This is a genomic window from Clostridium lacusfryxellense (assembly GCF_018861735.1).
Classification (GTDB): domain Bacteria; phylum Bacillota; class Clostridia; order Clostridiales; family Clostridiaceae; genus Clostridium_AD; species Clostridium_AD lacusfryxellense.
Genome location: NZ_JAHLEB010000024.1, coordinates 46,586 through 67,175, shown reverse-complemented (window position 1 = coordinate 67,175; position 20,590 = coordinate 46,586). Strand labels below are relative to the sequence as shown.

Annotated in this window: 24 protein-coding genes and 1 pseudogene; 18 read left to right on the top strand and 7 right to left on the bottom strand. The window is 29.4% G+C overall.

Annotated features, from left to right (window positions below):
- The first annotated feature begins 122 nt into the window (after positions 1–122).
- The 3 genes from KPL55_RS14460 to KPL55_RS14450 all read left to right on the top strand — a co-directional run bounded on the left by KPL55_RS14460 (position 123) and on the right by KPL55_RS14450 (position 2,682).
- Entirely contained in the window at positions 123–626 is a 504-nt protein-coding gene (locus KPL55_RS14460) for a DUF1361 domain-containing protein (RefSeq protein WP_312887299.1), read from the top strand.
- 40 nt (positions 627–666) lie between these two features.
- Positions 667–1,239 (top strand): hypothetical protein, encoded by a 573-nt coding sequence (locus KPL55_RS14455; RefSeq protein WP_216307439.1) that lies wholly within the window; start codon positions 667–669, stop codon positions 1,237–1,239.
- 78 nt (positions 1,240–1,317) lie between these two features.
- The gene (locus KPL55_RS14450) at positions 1,318–2,682 is read left to right on the top strand and encodes a YdbT family protein (RefSeq protein ID WP_216307438.1); all 1,365 of its coding nucleotides are present in this window, start codon (positions 1,318–1,320) and stop codon (positions 2,680–2,682) included.
- A 146-nt stretch (positions 2,683–2,828) separates the two neighbouring features.
- On the opposite strand, the gene KPL55_RS14445 is transcribed toward KPL55_RS14450, so the two are convergent.
- Positions 2,829–3,038, bottom strand: a complete 210-nt coding sequence (locus KPL55_RS14445; RefSeq protein ID WP_216307437.1) for a recombinase family protein — start codon at positions 3,036–3,038, stop codon at positions 2,829–2,831.
- Positions 3,039–3,442: 404 nt separating this feature from the next.
- Between KPL55_RS14445 and KPL55_RS14440 the strand changes: the two genes are divergently transcribed.
- On the top strand, positions 3,443–4,417 hold the full coding sequence (locus KPL55_RS14440) for a hypothetical protein (protein WP_216307436.1): 975 nt from the start codon (positions 3,443–3,445) through the stop codon (positions 4,415–4,417).
- Positions 4,418–4,481: 64 nt separating this feature from the next.
- Here KPL55_RS14440 and KPL55_RS14435 read toward each other — a convergent pair whose 3' ends face one another.
- The 3 genes from KPL55_RS14435 to KPL55_RS14425 form a co-directional block, all read right to left on the bottom strand.
- Positions 4,482–4,973, bottom strand: a complete 492-nt coding sequence (locus tag KPL55_RS14435) for a hypothetical protein (RefSeq protein WP_216307435.1) — start codon at positions 4,971–4,973, stop codon at positions 4,482–4,484.
- A gap of 21 nt (positions 4,974–4,994) precedes the next feature.
- Positions 4,995–5,720, bottom strand: coding sequence for an AAA family ATPase (locus KPL55_RS14430; protein WP_216307446.1), 726 nt, complete (start codon positions 5,718–5,720; stop codon positions 4,995–4,997).
- A gap of 256 nt (positions 5,721–5,976) precedes the next feature.
- Entirely contained in the window at positions 5,977–6,342 is a 366-nt protein-coding gene (locus tag KPL55_RS14425; protein ID WP_216307434.1) for a hypothetical protein, read from the bottom strand.
- A 469-nt stretch (positions 6,343–6,811) separates the two neighbouring features.
- Between KPL55_RS14425 and KPL55_RS14420 the strand changes: the two genes are divergently transcribed.
- Positions 6,812–7,579: a hypothetical protein gene (locus tag KPL55_RS14420; protein WP_246599517.1), complete on the top strand. Its 768-nt coding sequence runs from the start codon at positions 6,812–6,814 to the stop codon at positions 7,577–7,579.
- Between the two features lie 114 nt (positions 7,580–7,693).
- On the opposite strand, the gene KPL55_RS14415 is transcribed toward KPL55_RS14420, so the two are convergent.
- Positions 7,694–8,191 carry a cupin domain-containing protein gene (locus KPL55_RS14415; RefSeq protein ID WP_216307433.1) on the bottom strand — a complete coding sequence of 166 codons (498 nt, stop codon included), beginning with the start codon at positions 8,189–8,191 and terminating at the stop codon, positions 7,694–7,696.
- A gap of 384 nt (positions 8,192–8,575) precedes the next feature.
- Here KPL55_RS14415 and KPL55_RS14410 point away from each other — a divergent pair, with 384 nt between their 5' ends.
- Genes KPL55_RS14410 through KPL55_RS14400 form a run of 3 tightly spaced genes read left to right on the top strand, consistent with a single transcriptional unit; the run spans position 8,576 to position 11,897 of the window.
- Positions 8,576–8,788: a hypothetical protein gene (locus KPL55_RS14410; protein WP_216307432.1), complete on the top strand. Its 213-nt coding sequence runs from the start codon at positions 8,576–8,578 to the stop codon at positions 8,786–8,788.
- A gap of 48 nt (positions 8,789–8,836) precedes the next feature.
- Entirely contained in the window at positions 8,837–9,409 is a 573-nt protein-coding gene (locus tag KPL55_RS14405; protein WP_216307431.1) for a hypothetical protein, read from the top strand.
- Positions 9,402–11,897, top strand: a complete 2,496-nt coding sequence (locus KPL55_RS14400; protein ID WP_246599516.1) for a DEAD/DEAH box helicase family protein — start codon at positions 9,402–9,404, stop codon at positions 11,895–11,897. Before KPL55_RS14405 ends, KPL55_RS14400 begins: the two co-directional genes overlap by 8 nt.
- A 44-nt stretch (positions 11,898–11,941) precedes the next feature.
- On the opposite strand, the gene KPL55_RS14395 is transcribed toward KPL55_RS14400, so the two are convergent.
- Positions 11,942–12,253: a nucleoside triphosphate pyrophosphohydrolase gene (locus KPL55_RS14395; RefSeq protein ID WP_216307430.1), complete on the bottom strand. Its 312-nt coding sequence runs from the start codon at positions 12,251–12,253 to the stop codon at positions 11,942–11,944.
- Positions 12,254–12,583: 330 nt separating this feature from the next.
- On the opposite strand from KPL55_RS14395, the gene KPL55_RS14390 reads away from it, so the two are divergent.
- The 9 genes and pseudogenes from KPL55_RS14390 (at position 12,584) to KPL55_RS14350 (ending at position 18,570) form a co-directional block, all read left to right on the top strand.
- A complete protein-coding gene (locus KPL55_RS14390) occupies positions 12,584–12,874 on the top strand; it encodes a hypothetical protein (protein WP_216307429.1) in 291 nt (96 codons plus the stop codon).
- A gap of 118 nt (positions 12,875–12,992) precedes the next feature.
- On the top strand, positions 12,993–13,295 hold the full coding sequence (locus tag KPL55_RS14385; RefSeq protein ID WP_216307428.1) for a hypothetical protein: 303 nt from the start codon (positions 12,993–12,995) through the stop codon (positions 13,293–13,295).
- Positions 13,267–13,434 (top strand): WCX domain-containing protein, encoded by a 168-nt coding sequence (locus tag KPL55_RS14380; RefSeq protein WP_312887298.1) that lies wholly within the window; start codon positions 13,267–13,269, stop codon positions 13,432–13,434. Before KPL55_RS14385 ends, KPL55_RS14380 begins: the two co-directional genes overlap by 29 nt.
- A 237-nt stretch (positions 13,435–13,671) precedes the next feature.
- Entirely contained in the window at positions 13,672–14,247 is a 576-nt protein-coding gene (locus tag KPL55_RS14375) for a GGDEF domain-containing protein (RefSeq protein ID WP_216307426.1), read from the top strand.
- Positions 14,248–14,768: 521 nt separating this feature from the next.
- Entirely contained in the window at positions 14,769–15,575 is an 807-nt protein-coding gene (locus tag KPL55_RS14370) for a hypothetical protein (protein ID WP_216307425.1), read from the top strand.
- Entirely contained in the window at positions 15,575–16,147 is a 573-nt protein-coding gene (locus KPL55_RS14365; RefSeq protein WP_216307424.1) for a hypothetical protein, read from the top strand. Before KPL55_RS14370 ends, KPL55_RS14365 begins: the two co-directional genes overlap by 1 nt.
- Positions 16,148–16,647: 500 nt before the next feature.
- On the top strand, positions 16,648–16,725 hold the full coding sequence (locus tag KPL55_RS26785; RefSeq protein WP_216307443.1) for an ion channel: 78 nt from the start codon (positions 16,648–16,650) through the stop codon (positions 16,723–16,725).
- A gap of 1,062 nt (positions 16,726–17,787) precedes the next feature.
- Positions 17,788–17,910 (top strand): annotated as a pseudogene (locus tag KPL55_RS26780) (hypothetical protein); the annotation flags it as partial.
- A gap of 168 nt (positions 17,911–18,078) precedes the next feature.
- Entirely contained in the window at positions 18,079–18,570 is a 492-nt protein-coding gene (locus KPL55_RS14350; RefSeq protein ID WP_216307423.1) for a hypothetical protein, read from the top strand.
- A gap of 253 nt (positions 18,571–18,823) precedes the next feature.
- Here KPL55_RS14350 and KPL55_RS14345 read toward each other — a convergent pair whose 3' ends face one another.
- The gene (locus KPL55_RS14345; protein ID WP_216307422.1) at positions 18,824–19,801 is read right to left on the bottom strand and encodes an SHOCT domain-containing protein; all 978 of its coding nucleotides are present in this window, start codon (positions 19,799–19,801) and stop codon (positions 18,824–18,826) included.
- A gap of 297 nt (positions 19,802–20,098) precedes the next feature.
- Here KPL55_RS14345 and KPL55_RS14340 point away from each other — a divergent pair, with 297 nt between their 5' ends.
- Positions 20,099–20,344 (top strand): hypothetical protein, encoded by a 246-nt coding sequence (locus tag KPL55_RS14340; protein WP_216307421.1) that lies wholly within the window; start codon positions 20,099–20,101, stop codon positions 20,342–20,344.
- Positions 20,345–20,590: the final 246 nt, after the last annotated feature.

Below are 20,590 nucleotides of genomic sequence, written 5' to 3'. Positions count from 1 at the left end.
AAGTTTTCTGGAATTTATTTAAAAAATTATATAAAAAAAACAGGGTATGCATTTTTAAACATACTCTGTTTTAAAACTATTGGTTTAATTTCTTAACTTAATGACATTGGTATGTAGGGGCAATTGTTTTTGGAATACTGTGGCTTATATTTTTTCCGAATTCTGTGTATATGGTTACTGATTTAATCCATATAAACAGTGAAAAATTAGTGTGGTATGAAGCAACAGCAAGGTATTCATTTAACAATGGAGTAATGTATAGCAATGATATAATGCAATGGGTACAATTATTGGTTATTGGAATAGGGGTTCTCTATGGACTTTTAATTGGAATGGAATCACTTAATAGCTTTTATCGTTTTTTAAATCAAAAAAGAGCAAAATCAATAAGTTATTTAATAATTGCAGGAGTATCGTTAATAAGTGGGTTTGCAGTTTATGTAGGGAGGTTTCTGAGATTTAATAGCTGGGATTTACTTAGACCATTGTCTTTATTTAGAAATATATTCAGTAATATTAATATATTTGCAATTGAATTTATGGTTGCATTTGCTGGATTTATTTTGATATTGTTCCTGCTCTATGTTTCTTTTAGTAGGGTTATGGCAGAAACGTCTAAGCAATAAAGGAAATAAATTTAACGGTTTAGAGAAGGGAGTGATTCATATGGGATTGTTTAATAAAATCTTCAAAAGAAAAGATAAAAAAGCAATTATGGGATGGAGATTTATTAAGTACACAGATGGAAACAAAGCTATTATGTTTGTTATAGAACCTATGGTAGGTGTTCCTGATTTGGTATATCTACCGGATGAAGAATCGTGGAAGAACTATGCTCCAAATTGGGCAAAAAACAATTACTCAGAAATAATCAGTTATATTAAATTAATTCCTTGGAATAGAAAACTCCAGTGGAACATAACTCCTACATGCTCTATACCTGATTATAATGATAACTCAGATGCAGCTGCTCCTGGATCGCTTGAATCAACTAGTGGTGGAAGACAGATGGAAAACGAAAATCTGTTTAAACCGGGTGGCGTTATTAATCACCAGCAAGCCCATGTGATTTGGGAAAGACTAGAAACAAGGTTTGCACAGCAAGCTCAAGGTGAAGTTAAATTATTTGTAAATGACATTATTCCAAAGAGTGTTTTTGCAGAAGTATCATTGCCAGCGCTAAAGGATAATCCTAATATTCAGTTGGTAATTATGAAAGGTGCTCAGTATGATGGATAAAATTAATATCCCTCATAAAGAACTAATCACAAGTGGTAATATAACAATATAAATTTGTAAGAAATGAGGGAGTTAAATATGGAAGAAAATCAAATAAAATCTGGGGAGTATACATTACCCTTTATTGTTCATTCAGGTTATAGTTTTGGAATGCACGTATTCTTAATAATTATGATAATTGTGTTTGTAGGAATAGCATTTATACCCATGAATGATTTAGGTGGGATACTTTTTAGACTATTATCTTTGGTATTGGGATTATTTATTGCATATGCTTGGATTTATTCGGGAGTTATGAAAAAAACTCGTTTAGAACTTACTAAGCAAGGAATATCATTTAAAACCATGTTCATTTCTAAAAAGGTAAACTGGACTGATATAATTGATATTCAGACGTTTTCTACGAACGATAATCCATTTATTGGAATAATGTCAAAAGAAACTATAAAAAAAAGAAAAGATAATTTTATGACTTCATTGTCGGAAAGCTTAGGAGGAGGGTACACTTTGAGCATCCCATTAAAATCTTTTCCTAAAGCAGAACCTGAAAAATTATTTGCTACAATAGTTCTTAAATCACAAGAGGAATATCAGGAGCAAGACATTGAAGAGGAAAAAATTAATGAAATGTTTAGTGAAGTGAAGGAAGAAAAGGTTACTTATAGTAACCCTGTAAATATTCTTTTAAAAGCACTAATAATATCATTAATCTCTGGAACTATATATGGGGTGGTTGTATATATATTAGAAGTTAATTTAATTATTATACCAGTATTGGGTATGATAGGAATTTTATATTTGTATTTGCACTTCAAACCTTCTCAAGAGAAGAATATTAATATTATAATAAGATTTTTTCTAGGACTTTTTTGTGCATTGCAATTTTTTGTTTGTATATTAGTTTCGTCATTGATGTCGAATTTAACTTATATAGAATCTATTGGAATATGGAGCACGATTTCCGAGTGTATAGCAATTATAGCTAAATATCCAGAGGACTATATGAGTTATTATCTATTTGCTATAGGTAGTTTCTTTATAGGTGCTTTTTTCGGTTGCTCATTTAAAATAACCAGAAGAATCGGAAAGATTTTTATGCACAAACAAAATGGATATTGTATTAAAAGAGAAAAAAGGTATGTTTCGATTTATCTAACTGATTATGCTAAGTATAATGAGAATGAAGAAAAGATTGCTATAAGAATCAATCCAAATTTATGTTTAATAGAAAAAGATAAGAAGAATATTTTAGCATTTTACATTCCACAGCAAGTGCTTAATGATGTTAATGTTAATGGTTTTGAAAGGATATCTTCTAATGAAAAAATGTATTATAAACTGAATTTAGGAGGTTCTGGCCAACAGCATCTTTACGGATATACGAGCACCTTAATTTTAAATAAAGATAGCCAGGTTGAAATAATTCAATTAGAAACTGATTAATTATATTATGCTTTAATCTTTTGTTTAACTAAAACACACACTGTGAATTAAAGGAATAAGAAGGCTAGACTATTTTAAATCAATTTAAAGTAGTTTAGCCTTTTTTAGTTTCATCAAATGCAGTTGCAACATATTTTGAATAATCATTAAACTGGTAGGTGTCGCTTAAGGTCATTTAAGCCAATCTGTCTGTACTCGTACCAACTTACATCCTCATCACTAAATATCTTCACTAACTCTAAGCTATTATCTTTACAATACTTTTCTATTTCCTGCTGTTGTTGTGTCTTTAGTCCGATTCCATTTTCTACTTGGGTAGAAGTTGAAACTCTTATGTATCCAAATACCTTCTCCATGTTCAACACCCCTCCAATACATTTCCATATTCTTATACATATTATTGTTATAAGTGCCAGGTATGATTCATTATAATTTACACTTTCGAATATAAAACATTGATATATATAGTCTAAACACTATTTTTAATTGGGAATCTTCATATATTCCGTCGCAAGGAACCCATATCATTATATCATATAGGGGGTTCCTTTATTAAGCGAGTATTATTGTTATTCTGAAAGTAACACAATACCAATTGAGTTACTTTCAGATTGAGTCTATTAGACCTTTTTTAATAATTATGTATATGTTTAATTATGGCAATTATGGTATAGTTAAGTATGTATGGGTATATAGATTAAGTATATTTAGTTTAATTCCGATCTTAAAATAACGCCGAAGTCAGAAAGGGGGAATTATAATGAAAATAAGAATTTTACAATTATTATTAATTGGGAGCATGTTGTTAACGGCATGTGGAAAAACAACACCAGTATCTGAACAAAAACCCATTTCTAATAAAGTAGATACCACTGAAAAAAAGAATAAGCAGGATGTAAAAACACCAGTAGATAAGAAGACTGGCATTAAGTTAAATGAAGTATCTGCAGTCGATTTGAGTAAATATACAAAAAATGAGGAGTTATCCTTGTTTAAATCGCCTACAGCAACATTTATTTTGACAACAGACAGTGTTCTAACAGATTTTAAAATTCAAAATATTGAATATGATGGAATAAAGTGTGATGTGATTGAGGATTTATATAGTAAAAAAACTTTTGATACTAATATGTCACTTAAGGTAAAGGCATATATACCAGAAACATTTTCAAACTTATTAATTAGTTATAATAAAGATGGTAATTTATATAGGTACTATGTTAACTCAAACATGACTGGAGAAGGAGCTGACGCATATTTGCAACCGGTGAAAACAGCCTTAGAAGCAAAATCCACAGACAAAGTAGAAAGTAATATTGATAAACCAGATAAAACTGAGAGAATATTTAAGATAGTAACTAAAAATGTTGATTATAAAGTTATAAGTGAAAAAGAGATTAAGACAGTAGGTTTGGGGGTTTCTGATAATATAAAGAAAATACTTAGCACCATATCAACTAAGTATTTTGATGGAGAAACGTTGGAGTTAAAGGATATAGAAACAGTAACCAATAAAAAGATAGCTGTTATAAATTTAGGAGGGGATAAGAGCTATTGGAATGAAAGAATGCAAGGTTCGGTAGGTGGGGAAATTACTGAGTATACCCTTATAGAAAATATACTTCAAAGAGAATACAAAGGTTACTGGATTGATGGGGTTAAATTTACTTTAGATGGAAAGCATTTTGAAGCTACTCAGCATTCTTCAAATTTAGCTAAAACAATATATAAATAAGAATATATATAAAAGAAGGCAAAATTTTTGCATATTGTAAACTTATACCAATTAAATCCATGTATCATTTTCGTGGTAATTTATCACTCCATACCAATTTATAAGTTCCCACTGCATTTATTGGATTTAATTTAAGGTTGTACTTACCAGATATACTTGTATCAAATTGAAGATAAGCAAAGTCTAGTATTTTATTACCATTTACATCTACACCATTCAGAACTTCTTCTTTGCTATTTAAATCACCATTCATATAATTTAGTGGATAAGTTAGTTCCCTATATGTCTTCCCATTCTCATAAAGTATATAACCTTTAAAAACAGGATCATTTTTAGAATTAACAATTTCCCACTCAACTTTACCTTCTGTTAAATCAAAATCAAGTGAAGCATAAAAGTCCTTAGCTGATTTATTATTATATTCAACGGCTATCTTATCAGTTGTTTTGGAGAATTGTCCTGCAATTGTGCTAAAATTTAGACCACTAGAACAAGATGTAATCATAAAAACTAAAGCTAATAGTGAAATTAATAACCAATTCTTTTTATAACCCAAAATACACCCCCAATAATTAATTTATTCTTCAAACAAAAGTGTTTTTAGCATTCGTTCAGGATTCTCAAGAAATGCTTTCGTAATCTTATAATGCTGCGTATCCTTGTAATTAACTTCTTTTATACCATCATTTAATTCATAAACTATTGAATCTGGATAAGCCATTATTATAGGTGAATGAGTAGCTATTATAAATTGGGAGCCTTGCTTTATTAATTCATCCATAAAAACTAGCAAAGACATTTGTCTTGAGGGTGACAATGCAGCCTCTGGTTCATCTAAAATATATAAACCATGTCCACTAAATCTATTCCTAATAACTGATAAAAAAGATTCCCCATGAGATTGTGAATGTAAGGAAATTCCTCCATATGAGCCAGAGGCACCTGTATTGTCTATATTTGTAGCCATATTATAGAAGCTTTCTGCTCTTAAGAAAAAACCATCATTGGGTCTTTTAACTCCTTTAACTAATTTAAGATTTTTATGTAAATCTGAATGGGTATCATTTGTTGAAAAATTAAAATTTCTAGTTCCACCTTCTGGGTTAAAACCATATGCTACCGCAATGCCTTCAAGTATTGTTGATTTACCAGTACCATTTTCTCCTACAATAAATGTTACTTTATCATGAAATTCCAATATGGATAAATCCTTTATAGCTGGTAAGCAATATGGATATTCAGAGAATGATTGTATTCGTTCTCTACATAATTCAACATGTCTTAAATATTGATTACATTTCATTAAGCTCATTTATCATCCCTCCAAAAGTATAAATAATAATAGCTAGAAGACGTCATAGTTTACTAAAGAGTCACAACTTCGTAGACTTCGTAGACTTCGTAGATATTAGAATTAATAAATAACCGTGTATCTAACACCATTTTGCATATAGCAAACTACCGCACTTCAAATTAGCACTATTCCAAAACTCACCCATGAAGAATGTATAGAGAATGCAAAATAACTTGTCTATACATAATGTTCATTAGCGACAAAATCAAATCAACTTCCCTTGAAATAGAAAAGTATTTATCATACCTACAATTATCACACCAATCAAGAACAGTGCACAAGCGGAGCAAATAAATCCTGGAAAAAAGATGAAAATAAAATTTCGCCTTTTGTGTGTGTTGCTCTTTATAGCATTAAATTTGTAAACCGCCATGCAAGCCAAAGTCATGGGAACGGTTCCTACAGCAAGCCAGATAAAAGCCTGTTCTTTCCAAGTGAAGGGAATCATAGCTGTAGAGTTAATAGGTTCACTCGTCCCGAAAATGCTGAAGGTTGCCAAACATAAAACAATAACTACACCAACAGTATAAACAGCATTTGAAATTATTTTAAGAGTTTTTGTCCAATTCATATTTTACACCTTTCCCATATATAAATAATCATAAGTTCACAGTTTCAAATAAAGATTAACTATATGTTTTTCAAACAATTAAACGTTCGACATAAATTACAAGTTCGTCATATAATATATATTTAACTATAACATAATTACCATAAATTAAGGTATAATACCAAATCCAATAATAATTAATATAGAGCATATAAATAAAACTATATTCCCTCCAAAGCCTACTTTAGATAAGATTATAACAACTTTATTTTCCTTTATATTTAGAGGCTTAACGTATACTATACCCTCCCACTATTCATAGTTTATATCTGTCATTTGCATCATAATAGTACGAGCACGACACAAAATACTTGCTTAATTATCTTATTCTATATTATAGAGCTACAATCCTTTAAAATATACAATGCCGTGAAACCAAAATTATATATATATTAACAAACGTTAAAAGAAATAAAAAAATATTTAGAGGATGGAGTGGTTCATATGGGATTGTTTAATTGGATTTTCAAAGGAAAAGATAAAAAAGCAATTATTGGATGGAGATTTATTAAGTAGAGGAGATGCAATAAATAATATGGAAAAATATAATTTGGTTACCCAAAAAAATAATATAATACCCAATTATGAAATAGATAAAAAAGATATTACTTTTGAAATATATATTAGCCCAGAGAAGGAATGTTGTATTTTAGGGAGACTAGATAATAACTATATATGTTGGTGCTCAATGACAAGTATTGCACAAAGAGAAACAAATGTTGCAATCTTTAATCATTTATTAAAACTTAATCAAAAGATGATTTCAAGTGAGGGATATGCATTAGGAACTCGTTATCATGAGGTTATGGGTTGGCATATATTGCGTATTACTAAAGAAGTTTATGAAAATGAATATCGTTACTTTTCACCGGCATCTAGAACTTTTTTTAAGATTAATGAAACAAATGGTGGAGATTTCCTTTCTGAAGAAATAAGTAGATTTTATAACTTTGAATTAGCTAAATGTGAATATCGCTTAATTGATCTTAGTTATAAAATAATATTAGAAAAGTATAAAACACTTTTAACTCAAAAGAGCGATTATGGGTATTATAATGAAATGAAACCTATTAGAGCGATATTGGAGAATGAAAGTTATATAAAATTATCTCTTAATGAAGGAATTAGAAATTTATATTTGGAATGCATTGAAGAATGCTCAAATTTATATAACAGATATATGTCAGCAATCCATTAAAACAAAGTATTTTTGATGGAATGAAAAAGCATAAAATTTCTATGAAACTGCAGTTGCCGGTATTCATGTGTAAAAGATGCTGTATGCTTATTTTACACTAATACATAGCAATATCTATTTTGTAAGCTTAAGTATTATATCTTTATATTGTGGGTACTCATTTAAAAGAACTGGTCTTTCAAATATTTCAAAGTCTTTAAAGTCAAATCCAGGGCATACATTGCAGCCAACAAGAGAGTAACCTGAGCTATTCATAGCAGAACCGAAGATATAATTCTTAGGTACTAGGAATTGTGGGACTTCTCCATTTTTTATATTAAGACCTAGTTGCCTTGTAATAAGTTCTCCCTTTGGACTTATCATATATATTGAAAGAGGAGAACCGGCATGATAGTACCACATTTCATCTGATTTCAATCTATGAAAACTGGAAATTTCTCCATCTCTTAATAAAAAATAAATACTAGTCCAAAGTATTCTTTCACCCTCAAATTTTGTTCTTAATTCATTTGAACTAATGTTTTCACAAGAGTCAAAGCTACTTTTGTAAAAACCACCTTCAGGATGAGGTTCCATATTTAATGTGTCAATAAAGTATTGTGATGAGTACATAATTTGTCTCCTTTATAAAAATATATTGTCTGATTTTTATCTATTCCATCAAATCTTATAGTATTTTAATTCAACTAAGTATAACAAATTTTGAAGTGAAATAATATATCTTATAATAATACTAAAAAATCATTTAAATTTTAGATGATTTTTTATTTGGGTTCAATTCAAATATTAATTCCACTTTCCCATTTCTCCAATATTAAAGAATCCCTCTTTATATCTACTGCCATGATTCATTTTTATAGTAGCCATAATCTCTTAAGAATATAAATACTATTGAATAGGACTTTTTAGAGCCGTGAAAATAAAATAAGATATATGATATAATTGGTACAAATTAGTAAAGTTGGTAGGCATGAGTGATATTTTAAAAAAGCAGACATGCATAGGTTGGGATTAAAACTTATTAAGTCAGTGTTATTATCCATAGGAAGTAACCAAACCTTGGGTGCAAAAGAAGGAGACATTAGAATAATTGATGGCTTTGCCGAGGCACGTAGATTTGGTAGTGTAAATAGAATAATTGAGTATGAAGAAGAATTTTCTTATAATTATGAAGACTATAAATATGGATGGTATGACGGAGGGAATTAACAAACGTTAAAAGAAATAAAAAAAGATTTAGAGGATGGAGTGGTTCATATGGGATTGTTTAATAGAATTTTCAAAGGAAAAGATAAAAAAGCAGTTATGGGATGGAGATTTATTAAGTATACGCAGGGAGATAAAGCTATTATATTTGGTATAGAACCCATGGTAGGTACTGCTGATTTGGTATATCTACCGGATGAAGAATCGTGGAAGAACTGTGCTCCCGATTGGGCAAAAAACAGTTACAAAGAAATAATCAGTTATATAAAATTAATTCCTTGGAATAGAAAACTCCAGTGGAACATAAGTCCTACAGGTTTTATACCAGATTATAATGATAGCTCAGTTGCGGCGGTGGCGGGATCACTTGAATCTACTATAGGTGGAAGACAGATGGAAAATGAAAATCTGTTTAAACCTGGTGGAGTTATTAATCATGAACAAGCCCACGAGATTTGGGAAGAGCTAGAAAAAAGGTTTGCACAGCAAGCTCAAGGTGAGGTTAAATTATTAGTAAGTGACATTATTCCAAATAGTGTTTTTGCAGAGGTATCATTGCTAGCGCTAAAGGGTAATCCTAATGTTCATTTGGTATTTATGAAAGGTGTTGGGAATATTGGTTGACGTAGATATTATTAATAAAGGAATAATAACAAGTGATTCTTTAGCATTTAAAGAGGCCACTCTAGATTATGATTCAAACTGCTCTACGGGAGACAAGGATTATTTACTTCCCAAATTAAAAGCATCATTAAAAAGGGCAAAGACAATAGATATTATAGTAGGGTTTCTAATGGAGTCAGGAGTAAAACTGCTTATTAATGATTTAATACAGGTTGCGGTAAGTGGCGTAAGAATAAGAATTTTAACAGGAAACTATCTTAATATCACTCAACCTCAAGCTTTATATTTAGTAAAGGATGCTCTAGGAGATAAAGTAGATTTAAGGTTTTATAATATTGCTAATAAATCATTTCATCCTAAGTCATACATATTTGAGTATGAAGGAGATGGAGATGTTTTTATAGGATCTTCTAATATGTCTAATTCAGCATTAACTAGTGGCATTGAATGGAATTATAGATTAAATAAGAATAAAAACTTAGAGGATTTTACACATTTTAAAAATGTCTTCGAAGACTTATTTTTGAATCATTCTATAATTATTGATGATGATGAGATGAGGCGTTATTCATCAGTGTGGAAAAGACCTAAAATATTTAATGCTTTCGAAACACCAGAAGATGGCAAAGAAGAGTTTGGTAAGGTTATCCCAATGTATGAGCCTAGAGGAGCACAGATTGAAGCCCTATACGAGCTGAAGAAATGTAGAGAAGAGGGCTTAGATAAAGGATTAGTGGTTGCAGCAACAGGTATAGGTAAAACTTATTTAGCAGCTTTTGATTCGTTGGAATTTAATAAGATTTTATTTGTAGCCCATAGAGAAGAAATATTAAATCAAGCAGAAACATCATTTAGAAATATTAAGCCTAACATTAAGATTGGATTTTTTAGTGGCAAAAATAAAGAAACTAATTGCGATGTAGTATTTGCTACGGTTCAAACTCTGGGACAAAAAAAGTATCTGTGTGAGGAATATTTTAAAAAGGATGAGTTTGATTATATTATAATAGATGAATTTCATCATGCAGCTGCAGGTAATTATGGAAACATATTAGAATATTTTACTCCAAAGTTTCTTTTAGGACTTACTGCAACTCCAGAGCGAATGGACAACAAAGATGTATTTGCTCTTTGTGATTATAATGTTGTTTATGAAGTAAGACTTAAAGGTGCCATAGATAAAGGGTGGCTTGTTCCATTTAGATTTTATGGATTTTTTGACGATACAAATTATGAAGAGATATCATTTAGAAATGGTAGATATGATGAGGAAGAATTAGAAAAAGCATTAATGATTAATAAACGTGCTGATTTAATTCTAAAACATTATAAAAAATATAATAGTAAAAGAGCTTTAGGGTTCTGTGCCAGCAAACGACATGCAGAGTATATGAGCAAATATTTCAATGAAAATGGAATAAAGGCTTGCACAGTAGTAAGTGGGGAGCAGTCAGAGTTCTCTATGGATAGACGTGAAGCGGTAGATAAGTTAAAAGAGGGAGAACTAAACATTATATTTTCTGTGGATATGTTTAATGAGGGATTAGATATTCCTGAAATAGATATGATTTTATTTTTAAGACCCACAGAATCTCCAACTATTTTTCTTCAACAACTTGGAAGAGGGTTAAGAAAGTATAAGGACAAGAAGTATGTTAATATTCTAGACTTTATAGGGAACTATAAAAAGGCTAACTTGATTCCATATTTTTTAAGTGGCAATTTTAAGGATACACAGGAGAAGTCTAAAAAAGGTAAATTACCTACAGAGGAAGAATATCCAGATGATTGTATAGTGGATTTTGATCTTGGAGTTATTGATATATTCAAGAAGATGATGCAGCAGCAAAAGAAGATATTTGATTTACTGGTGGATGAATTTAATAGAATAAAAGAAGACTTAAAAGCTAGACCAAGTAGGCTTGAAATGTATACTTATTTGGATGATGACCTATACAATGTAATTAGATCTAGAGGAAAACTAAATATTTTTAATGATTATTTAGGATTTCTAAATAAGATAAATGAGATTTCAGATGAAGAGAAACTATTTTTAAACACAAAGGCTCATGAATTCTTAAATAATATTGAAAAAACCTCAATGACCAAGACTTATAAAATGCCATTACTCTTAGCTTTTTATAATAGTGGGAATATAAAATTAAAAATAGATGAAGAAATGATTTTTCTAAGTTTTAAAAACTTTTATGCTAAACCCTCTAATGCAGTGGACCTTTTGAGACATGATTCAACTAAAAAATATAAGGACTTTAATAAAAAGGATTATGTAAGAATTTCAGAAAATCCAATAAAAGCATTTCTAAATTCAGCAGAAGATTTCTTTTATAGAGGTAAATCATATTTTTGTTTAAATGATGAGTTAGTTGAATTCATTAAAAACCCTGTGTTTATAGCCCACTTTAAAGATATTATTGATTATAGGACTAGACGATTTTATAAAGAAAGACTGGAGAAATTAGAAAAATAAATATGAAAACAGAACCCTTCATAGAAAACTATGGAGGGTTTTAGCTATTCATAAACTTGTTCAAGTACTATGCCTTTTTTAAAGCCGCCTCGCTCTTCTTTCTTTTGGTTTCTCTTGTTGAATAAATCTTCCTCAGAGTATCCAAGAGAACTTGCAAGTCCAATTAAAACTTCCATAACGTCAGCAAGTTCTTCTAAGTTTTTATCTTCTAGATACTCAGATACCTCTTCATTTAATTTAGTTTCAAGTAAGGGGAGTAGCTCTTCTTTTTTAGCAAAGTGCACATCAAAGCGTTTACCAGTAGCACCAATAATTTCAGGGATTTTGTCACGGACTAGTTTGTTGTAGATTTTCATAGGGGTGCCTCCTTGGGGTGATAGAATGGGTTTATTATAACATAGGTGGAATTAATAAATTTATAATTGTTATTTCAGCATGGCCATGATGGTTTTGCTTTGGGGTATATTTTTTATCTATTTACCAATAATAGCAGGATTAAATTGTTTTTAGTAGAATTTATAATGTATAAGATTGTATTGGTCATTTTTTTGATTAGATTGAAGTCGAATTTTAATATATGGAATTAATTATATACTTAATCTTGAGTTTAAAAAAGTAAATGGACAGATACATTGATTAATTAATTTTTTGATAGCTTATATTTAAAAAGATGAGGTGGGTTTTAGTTGATGGCTTATGAAGGTAATTTTGCAGATATGTCGAGAGAGTTGCAGTTTGATGAAGTTAGAAATAAAATGAAAGAATTAAGTAGTATTGATATAACACAGAAAGATATAGATTTTTTAGATAACCTTCATGCTCGTATACGACAGGAAGAGAATCCTCCTTTGGAGGATATAAATCTTGATTTATTACTTATGCAATTAAAATATGAAAGTGTCCAGCAAACTAAGAATAGTGAAAAATTAGTATTAGTTAGAAGAAATAAAAAGGATTATACTGCAGGATACGTTTGAATGTGACACAACTCGTTTTAAATCATGGTTTGGGAGAGAAAAAGTTGCAAGAAGCGTTTTTATTGATTTACCAAAACATAGAACGGAATTTGCAAGAATAATTACTAGAAGTGTTGTAGTGAGTCATATTCTAAAATATGACTTCGATTCTGAAAATATAGTTGGAGAACTAAATATTATTGGAAAGGCTAATTATTATGTTGATGTAATCCTATTAGAAACAAATTCTATTCTAGTAGAGAAAATGTCAGTTAATATTGGTAAATTCGAAGTTAGAGCTACCCTGGGTAGTGGATTGTACAAAGTTATTGTTTTTGAAGATGAAGAAGACGATACAGGATTTGAGGTTTCGAACTACTGGCCAATATATGAATTTAATCAAGAGATTATAAATTCATACAATTTACAAGGCAAGAGATGAGTTTATTTGTAATGGTACATATGGCATAAAACTATGGATTATGGGCTTTGGTGCTGATGCAGAAATTATAGAACCAGTAAAGTTTAGGGAAGAAATTATAGACAGTATAAGAGATATGAATAAGGTTTATGGTACATAAATAAATTTTCATTAAACAATAAAACCCATCATCAATCCATGAAAATCTAAATAAAAGAACAAAGCTCTGCATCTGTTGATGTGGAGTTTATTTTTGCATATTTTTTATGAGAGTATCTTATTTAAATAAAATATTTGGGGAAGGAAATTTTTAATAGCTGCTGAGTTGTACAATTATATTATTAGATAGAAGTGTATTGTTAATTCTTTAGAGATCAATGTGGGGGAGCGAAAGATTATGAACTACAAGGAAGTTGGGAAGGAAAGACTTATAGAAATAATAGAGGAAAAAGATAAGCTTATACAGGAACTTAAATTAATGAAAATTGAGCTGAACTATCAGGCATGTATGGATAACGTCACTGGAGTATTAAACAGAAGAGCTGGGCTTAATATTTTAGAGACAACACTATATGAAGCAGCTAGGCAAAGGGAAAATTTTATAATATGTTTCGCCGATATTGATGATTTCAAAAAAATAAACGATTCTTTTGGTCATAATCAGGGGGACGAGTTACTAAAGAATATTGGCAATATTCTCAGATTGAATATAAGAAAAGTCGACACTGTATTTAGAATAGGTGGTGACGAATTTGTAATTATCTTTCCAAACACTACAATAGAGGAGGCAAAGACAATTTGTTCAAGAATATGTAGGAAGGTTGATGAATTGAAGGGGAATAATTTTAGTAATTATTGTATAGGTCTCAGCTGTGGTTTTTCTGAATACAACTCCAATAATAAAATGTCAGCTAGTGATTTAATAAGGTTAGCAGATGAGGGGATGTATGTTAGTAAGAGAGGGAAGAAATAACTTGAATTATGTTGTAAGTACACTCAATACTTATGAAATTACTGCTGATTTATGTCTACAAATAAAGGTTATGCTAATTATAAATTACATTTAAGGGATAAAAAATAATATTATTAAAAATATGGTAAAATGCTGTACTTTTATGTATAATATAAAATATATTAGCAAAAAGTTAACTTCCAACCACCTCCGATGGGGTCTGGAAGACGAATTGAAATTCATAAAACTTAAAAGTGTTTACATTATATCCATATAGAAAAATTAATTGGTAGCAAACTCAGTCGTTCCTTCTTCTACAATACACCTACAGTAATTATTTTTACATTTGTGTACAAATAAGCTATGTGATATATGCTCTAATTGAAAATGTGTTTGGAAATTATAATACATGTAGTGTAATTGAAGAGTTACAATTAAGCAGGAGTATAGTAAATAAATAGAAATTAATAAAAGGTCTGGAATTACTGATGATTATAATAACATAGGAAAACGTTGAGTTTAGATATAAAGGAGATAATGTAATGGATAAAATGGGGGAAATATGTAATAAGTGTGGTATACCTAAAAACAAAAATGTAGAATGCGAGGTATGTTTGGCAAGGGAGGAGGTAGCTGCGACTGCAACTTCTTCTTTTAAGGCTACAATGTTTTTTCCGAAAAGAGAACGTAAAGGTAAAATTGGTAGAAAAATTGAATCAAAAATACTAAACAATATTTTAATTGTTCTTATGATTGTGTGTGCAATAACTGGAAGTATATGCTTTTATGCCTATAAATATAAAGAAAATGCAGCAAATATACTTGTCAACGCCTTACCACAGAACCAGACTTCAGTATATGCCCTTGGACAATATAAACCAATAAATGAATTGCGTGTATTGAAAATAAACAAGGCAGATTTCTATCATTATAAAGATGATACACGAGATGCAGAGCTTATTATCCGATACGATGTAAACGTCTTTTTTGATTTAAATAATTATAAAGTTATACAAAATAGTAATGGTACTGTTAACATTGAGATTAAAAAACCTGAAATCAAGACAAATTTATATACTGACACCAAGTATATTAAAGATATGGCACCAGAAGATTATCCTGGAGTTGAAATTCTTACTTCAAGCAATAGCATTGTTACTCCAGGATATGACTTTAAAATTGGTGAAATTGAAGACATAGCAAAAATCTTTATAAATAAGGAACTTGATAAAAATAAAATAGAATATGAAAAAATGGCTTTTGATAATTTGGAAGTAAAATTAAAGCCTATTATAGAAGCATTAGGATTAAAAATCTCATCTATTACATTAGAGGGGGAGAGAAAATAATGAAGCGAAAAATTTTAATAGTAGTTTTAGTTTTAGCTATTTGTGTATTTGGATATAAAATAGATTCATTATTTAAAAGTGTTAAAAGTGATGCATTAGAACAAACACAAAAAACCAATGTTAATATTTTAAAAATGATTGAGGATTCTATATATGTTTGTAGCGTTGAATATGATTATGAAGATTATATTACTAGAAGAAAAACATGGGTCGTTGGTTTAAATCCATCAATAAAATACGCAAAGTTTATGGGGAAAATTAAAGTTGGCTGCAAAATTAAATCAGTTAAGAAGGAATCAAATATATTCTCAATTGTCTTATCAGAGCCTTCTGTTCTAGAACATGAAATCAACAGAAAAGGTGACTGGGAAGGTAAAGAAGGTACTTGGAATAATTTCACACCTGCTGAAGAAGGAAAAGTTATTAACGAGCAAAAGATTATAATTGAAAATAGGCTTATTAATGAGTTACAACAAGAAGATAAAAAGCGAAATAAAGAACTAATTTCTAATTTACTCGTAAAATTCAATGAAAAAGAAGATTCATTTATTATTACATATGTAAAAAAATAGCTCATATGAGAAAATACTCAAGTTAGTCAGAAAGCCTCTTAGCATTGGTGTTTTTTTATGAAATCAGATATAACCCATTACTTTGGTTGTTATTCTTTTAATATCAAAATTGGGGGTTATATTAATTATGGCTTATTTTTGTATTTTTCAAAATCTTATCTCATTATAATATCCACAAATGTACAAATATTGATAGTTTTCGTTCAGTCTGTCAATGATCATATAGTTTTATTTCAAATATCTATACATTTTATAATGTATTAAAGGTTCATTCAATTTAAATCGGAAAACCAACAGATGAACAAAACAATAGTCTAATCCTATTAATTAAGGAAGCCTATATAGAATTTGGTTACAACATAGAAGTTAATCATAGGTTTTTCTTTGTTGATAAATTTTATGAAACTGATTTAATTAAGTAATTTGAAAATGGGATGATGGGAAAACAATCTTAAAAGGTGGAATCAAAGAAATATGTAGAAAAGAATTAGCAAACATAAATGACCACTACCATATCAACTGTAGGATATGGAGATATTTCTCCGCAAACTCAAATTGAAAGAATTATTGCAGCATAGGATTATTGGGTATTCTTAGCATTGACCTAACTTCCAGTTGCCTCCTATGTGGTCTGGGCAGCCACCTGAAAAAAGGAATATACTTGGAATCTAAGTGGAAATAGTACATTTAATTTATTTATGATAGATAAAGTTATATAGAAAAGTGAAATGATGAAAACCCATTAGAAAAATTAGAGAAGGCTAAAAGGCCGTCGACTGAAACTGCAGGAAATATATTCAAAGAGTTTGATTTTCAGTCTCAAAACATATGAATGGATATTAAATAGCATAGTAATTCATAGAATATAACTTTATAGAAGTACTATACTCTGTTAGAGAAAAATATGATTCTGTAATAAGACTTATTAACTTATCTGTTAAGACAAGCTAATAAGTCTTTTATGAGCATTTTTAATAATAAAGTAAAATTAGAACGTGATTATTAAGGATGAGATACTAAGAAAATATATTATATCAATTTTAAGGGTATGTACAAATGAAAGTGGAGAGGAATTTACATTTTATTACCCAGTTTGTAATTCTCACAAACCAAAAGATATATACCTTAGAAGATAAATATAATATATATTACAAAAAAACAAAAGTCTATTAATAGAAGTATAAAAATATCCTTGTATAAGTGAGAATTAAATTTAAAACTATAATAAAGTATATATACTCCTATGATAAATTTGTAATGCTTTAATTAAATTAAAGATAAATCGTTATATATCAATGAACTAAGCTAATTACAGATTTCATATCTAGTTACAAAATTACTATAGTTAAAAAGTTTTCGTGATTAAATTAAGAATTCTACTGCAAAACTACCGTACAAGGTCATATATGTTTACTGAAAATATAATAGAAATCAAATCATTCTTGTTATTTTCCAGGGACTAAACCAAGAGATAATGCTTAGTAATCTAAGCCGTACAAAAGTAATTAGAGGGTTGGAAAATTTATGAGAAGTAAAACTACAACAAGTGGGTTGCTATAGAAATACTCATATGAAAGTAATTATAGAGGTACTACCTCTAATAAGATTAGTTATAACTCTATTAAAACACGCAAAAACCTGACAATATATTATTAATAGATAAAAGTGGTAGTGATAGAGCTTATGAGTTTGTATTTGACGCAAAGTATAAGGTAGATGCATCTATTGAGTATCAGAATAGTTATGGTGGCATAGGAACGTAACGAAGAGATTATAAAAACTGTGCATGCCTGCAGAGATGCCATAGTATTAAAAAATAATAAAAGCGCCGCCTAAATTAAAACTTATGAAAATTTTAATACAGAGATTAAAGATTCAAAGATAAAAGTGAGGTTAATGCCCCACAAAATAATAATTTTGAGTTATATGATTTGGGGGATATTATAGATACGGATAATTTTTTAGACTGTTATAAGGTACAACGTATATTGCAAGAAACTACAATAAAATATTATAATAAAAAAGAATATGAGAAAGCACTTATAATATTTGAAAATGTCTTGACCTTGTTTGGTGAGTTTACGAAAACCAACTGGGACCATATACCCCAACCAATTAACGTATATTGGTTACAATTGTTAAAACAATATGCAGGTTGTTTACTTAACACAGCACAAGCCTTATTTGCAATGAAAAAATATGAGAAAGCGCAATTGTATGTAGGAGCAGCGGCATCTATTCATCCTAGTTTAGATAGTGATTTTATGGAGGTTTGCCATATTATTAATCATAACAGCCACATATATTTAGGACGAATATCTACTGTTTCCCTTCAACAGCTCATTGACGAGCATGTAAAATCTATAGATGATAATATGAAACAGTTAGAAAGTTATTTATTTAGAGGCCAAATACCATCTTAAATAGTTTTATCAAGATAAAGGAAGATCTATGCTAATTTAATATTGGCATAGATTTTCCTTTTTAAGTATAACTAACCTTGTAATCTAAGACAGCTTTCAGAGCATAGTTATTCAACTGTTCTGTATCTCCTTCTATTTGATGCAAAGTACAGATAACTAGGGTTAAATGTGAAGTCTCAACAAAAATCACATCTTTACAAGAAAACTTGTTAAATTAGTTAATATGTATCTTTATGTATTAAATCTTATACGTTTAGTTATCTCCATATAACAGTTGTTTCTTTTTTAAATCAAATTCTTCTTGCGTAATAACACCAATATCTAATAAATTCTTAAATTTAAGTAACTCATCAGCAACACTAAATGAAGGAGTTGTGTTGTTAGAATTATCATTATTCTGTGTAGATTTATCTTCAGTGTCAGAAGCTACTTCTGTAAAAGGTACATTTACCGAATTAAACATGCTTTCTATATCGCGCTTAGCCTCTTCTTCAGTATAATCAATAGATTCTGCTAGGGTATCTCTTAAGCGATTTCCCATAGGTTTCATAGATGCATATGTAAGACCACCGGATATTATGCCACCTAATACTGGAATGACTTTTGAAACACCTTTAGCAAAAGTCTGCTTGGTTATCTTTACTCCAATAAGAGCTGCAGTTTTCTTGATGATTGGATAATAAATTGTTTTAGTTAGTGCCTTTTGAGGTAACTTTTTCAAAAGCTGTTTTGAAATACTTGATGAAAGTACCTTAACTGCAGATGCTGATCCTCCCACTCCAAACATAACACCTAAAAATAAAGTTAGTTCTCCTTTAACCTTTTCAATATCTAAATCTTCATTATCCCACATATCTTTATAGCCATAGATATAAGCTAATTCTTGAGCCACTCTCAATGTTACTCCGAAAAATTGTAGAGTGTCAGCTGGTATAGTAGCTGCCATAGCAAAGCCTCCAGGTAGACCTGCTGCGAAAGATACACCTGTGCTTTGAAGTGTTCGTTTTTGAATTAAATCTGATGCCATTTTGTTTAATGTCTTGATACTTACGCCTACTTCAACCGGTCCTTTTTCTAATATATCTATAATGTCAATTGCAACATTATTTGAATAGCTATCAAATGTCTTTAATAGAAATTCTCTCCGATTAACTTTGACACCTGGTAGTTTTAAGGCAGTTGATAATGCAACTTCAAATGAATTGCTTGAGTCCTGAATATTATTAGTCATTTCTGTATCCCCCTATATGCATTTTATATGTTATTATGGCATTAATTGGGGTAAAATACAATCTATGTTTTTGAAATTGACTATTTATATTTGTAAATAAAAGAAATAAATTAATAAAAATAGTAGAATGAATAAATTTGTGAAATATATGGTAATATTATATATTTTTATGTATAATTATAATACTATAATATACAACTAATGCTATATATTAATAATTGTAAAAGTATATATTATTATATGTTTAAAATTACTTTGTTTTTAGCTTAAATTATATATAGTGAAAGAGAGTAAATTATGATTATAATTGCAATAATAGTTCTATTATTTTTCCTAGCAGCTCCATTAAAAACAAAAATCGTCCTAGCTATTATAAATATATTTTTGCCGGATCCTATCCCATACGTAGATGAATTTATTATGTGGGGTAATATATTTTTGAATATTACTAAAGCGAAAAGGATCATAGAATTTGTTTGGGACCATAAGGCTTTATCTATTTTTTGTGGTATTACAGGGGTTATTATATTATTTAATATTTAATTTCATTCCCAAATTGTAAATAGGGGATCATGAAAAGTAGAGATAGCTTGTTCATTTAACCTCCAAATGTCTTAAAGCAACTGACCGGTAACTGGTATTTATGGATTATTTAATGCATAAATATTAGTTTTTCTTTATAACGGTTCTATACAGTAAAATACGATTTGTAATTAATTTACTGATATTAAAACAATTAATTAATGATTAAATAACAAGAAAATCAACAGACAATCTATTAAAGCGCAA

Excerpts from the sequence above, each read along its gene's own strand:
- KPL55_RS14450 (WP_216307438.1), top strand. The coding sequence starts at position 1,318 with ATGGAAGAAAATCAAATAAAATCTGGGGAGTATACATTACCCTTTATT.
- KPL55_RS26785 (WP_216307443.1), top strand. The coding sequence starts at position 16,648 with ATGACCACTACCATATCAACTGTAGGATATGGAGATATTTCTCCGCAA.
- KPL55_RS14455 (WP_216307439.1), top strand. The coding sequence starts at position 667 with ATGGGATTGTTTAATAAAATCTTCAAAAGAAAAGATAAAAAAGCAATT.
- KPL55_RS14440 (WP_216307436.1), top strand. The coding sequence starts at position 3,443 with ATGAAAATAAGAATTTTACAATTATTATTAATTGGGAGCATGTTGTTA.
- KPL55_RS14395 (WP_216307430.1), bottom strand. The coding sequence starts at position 12,253 with ATGAAAATCTACAACAAACTAGTCCGTGACAAAATCCCTGAAATTATT.
- KPL55_RS14415 (WP_216307433.1), bottom strand. The coding sequence starts at position 8,191 with ATGTACTCATCACAATACTTTATTGACACATTAAATATGGAACCTCAT.
- KPL55_RS14410 (WP_216307432.1), top strand. The coding sequence starts at position 8,576 with ATGCATAGGTTGGGATTAAAACTTATTAAGTCAGTGTTATTATCCATA.
- KPL55_RS14420 (WP_246599517.1), top strand. The coding sequence starts at position 6,812 with ATGGAGTGGTTCATATGGGATTGTTTAATTGGATTTTCAAAGGAAAAG.
- KPL55_RS14375 (WP_216307426.1), top strand. The coding sequence starts at position 13,672 with ATGAACTACAAGGAAGTTGGGAAGGAAAGACTTATAGAAATAATAGAG.
- KPL55_RS14430 (WP_216307446.1), bottom strand. The coding sequence starts at position 5,720 with ATGAAATGTAATCAATATTTAAGACATGTTGAATTATGTAGAGAACGA.
- KPL55_RS14425 (WP_216307434.1), bottom strand. The coding sequence starts at position 6,342 with ATGAATTGGACAAAAACTCTTAAAATAATTTCAAATGCTGTTTATACT.
- KPL55_RS14365 (WP_216307424.1), top strand. The coding sequence starts at position 15,575 with ATGAAGCGAAAAATTTTAATAGTAGTTTTAGTTTTAGCTATTTGTGTA.
- KPL55_RS14345 (WP_216307422.1), bottom strand. The coding sequence starts at position 19,801 with ATGACTAATAATATTCAGGACTCAAGCAATTCATTTGAAGTTGCATTA.
- KPL55_RS14370 (WP_216307425.1), top strand. The coding sequence starts at position 14,769 with ATGGATAAAATGGGGGAAATATGTAATAAGTGTGGTATACCTAAAAAC.
- KPL55_RS14340 (WP_216307421.1), top strand. The coding sequence starts at position 20,099 with ATGATTATAATTGCAATAATAGTTCTATTATTTTTCCTAGCAGCTCCA.
- KPL55_RS14445 (WP_216307437.1), bottom strand. The coding sequence starts at position 3,038 with ATGGAGAAGGTATTTGGATACATAAGAGTTTCAACTTCTACCCAAGTA.
- KPL55_RS14405 (WP_216307431.1), top strand. The coding sequence starts at position 8,837 with ATGGGATTGTTTAATAGAATTTTCAAAGGAAAAGATAAAAAAGCAGTT.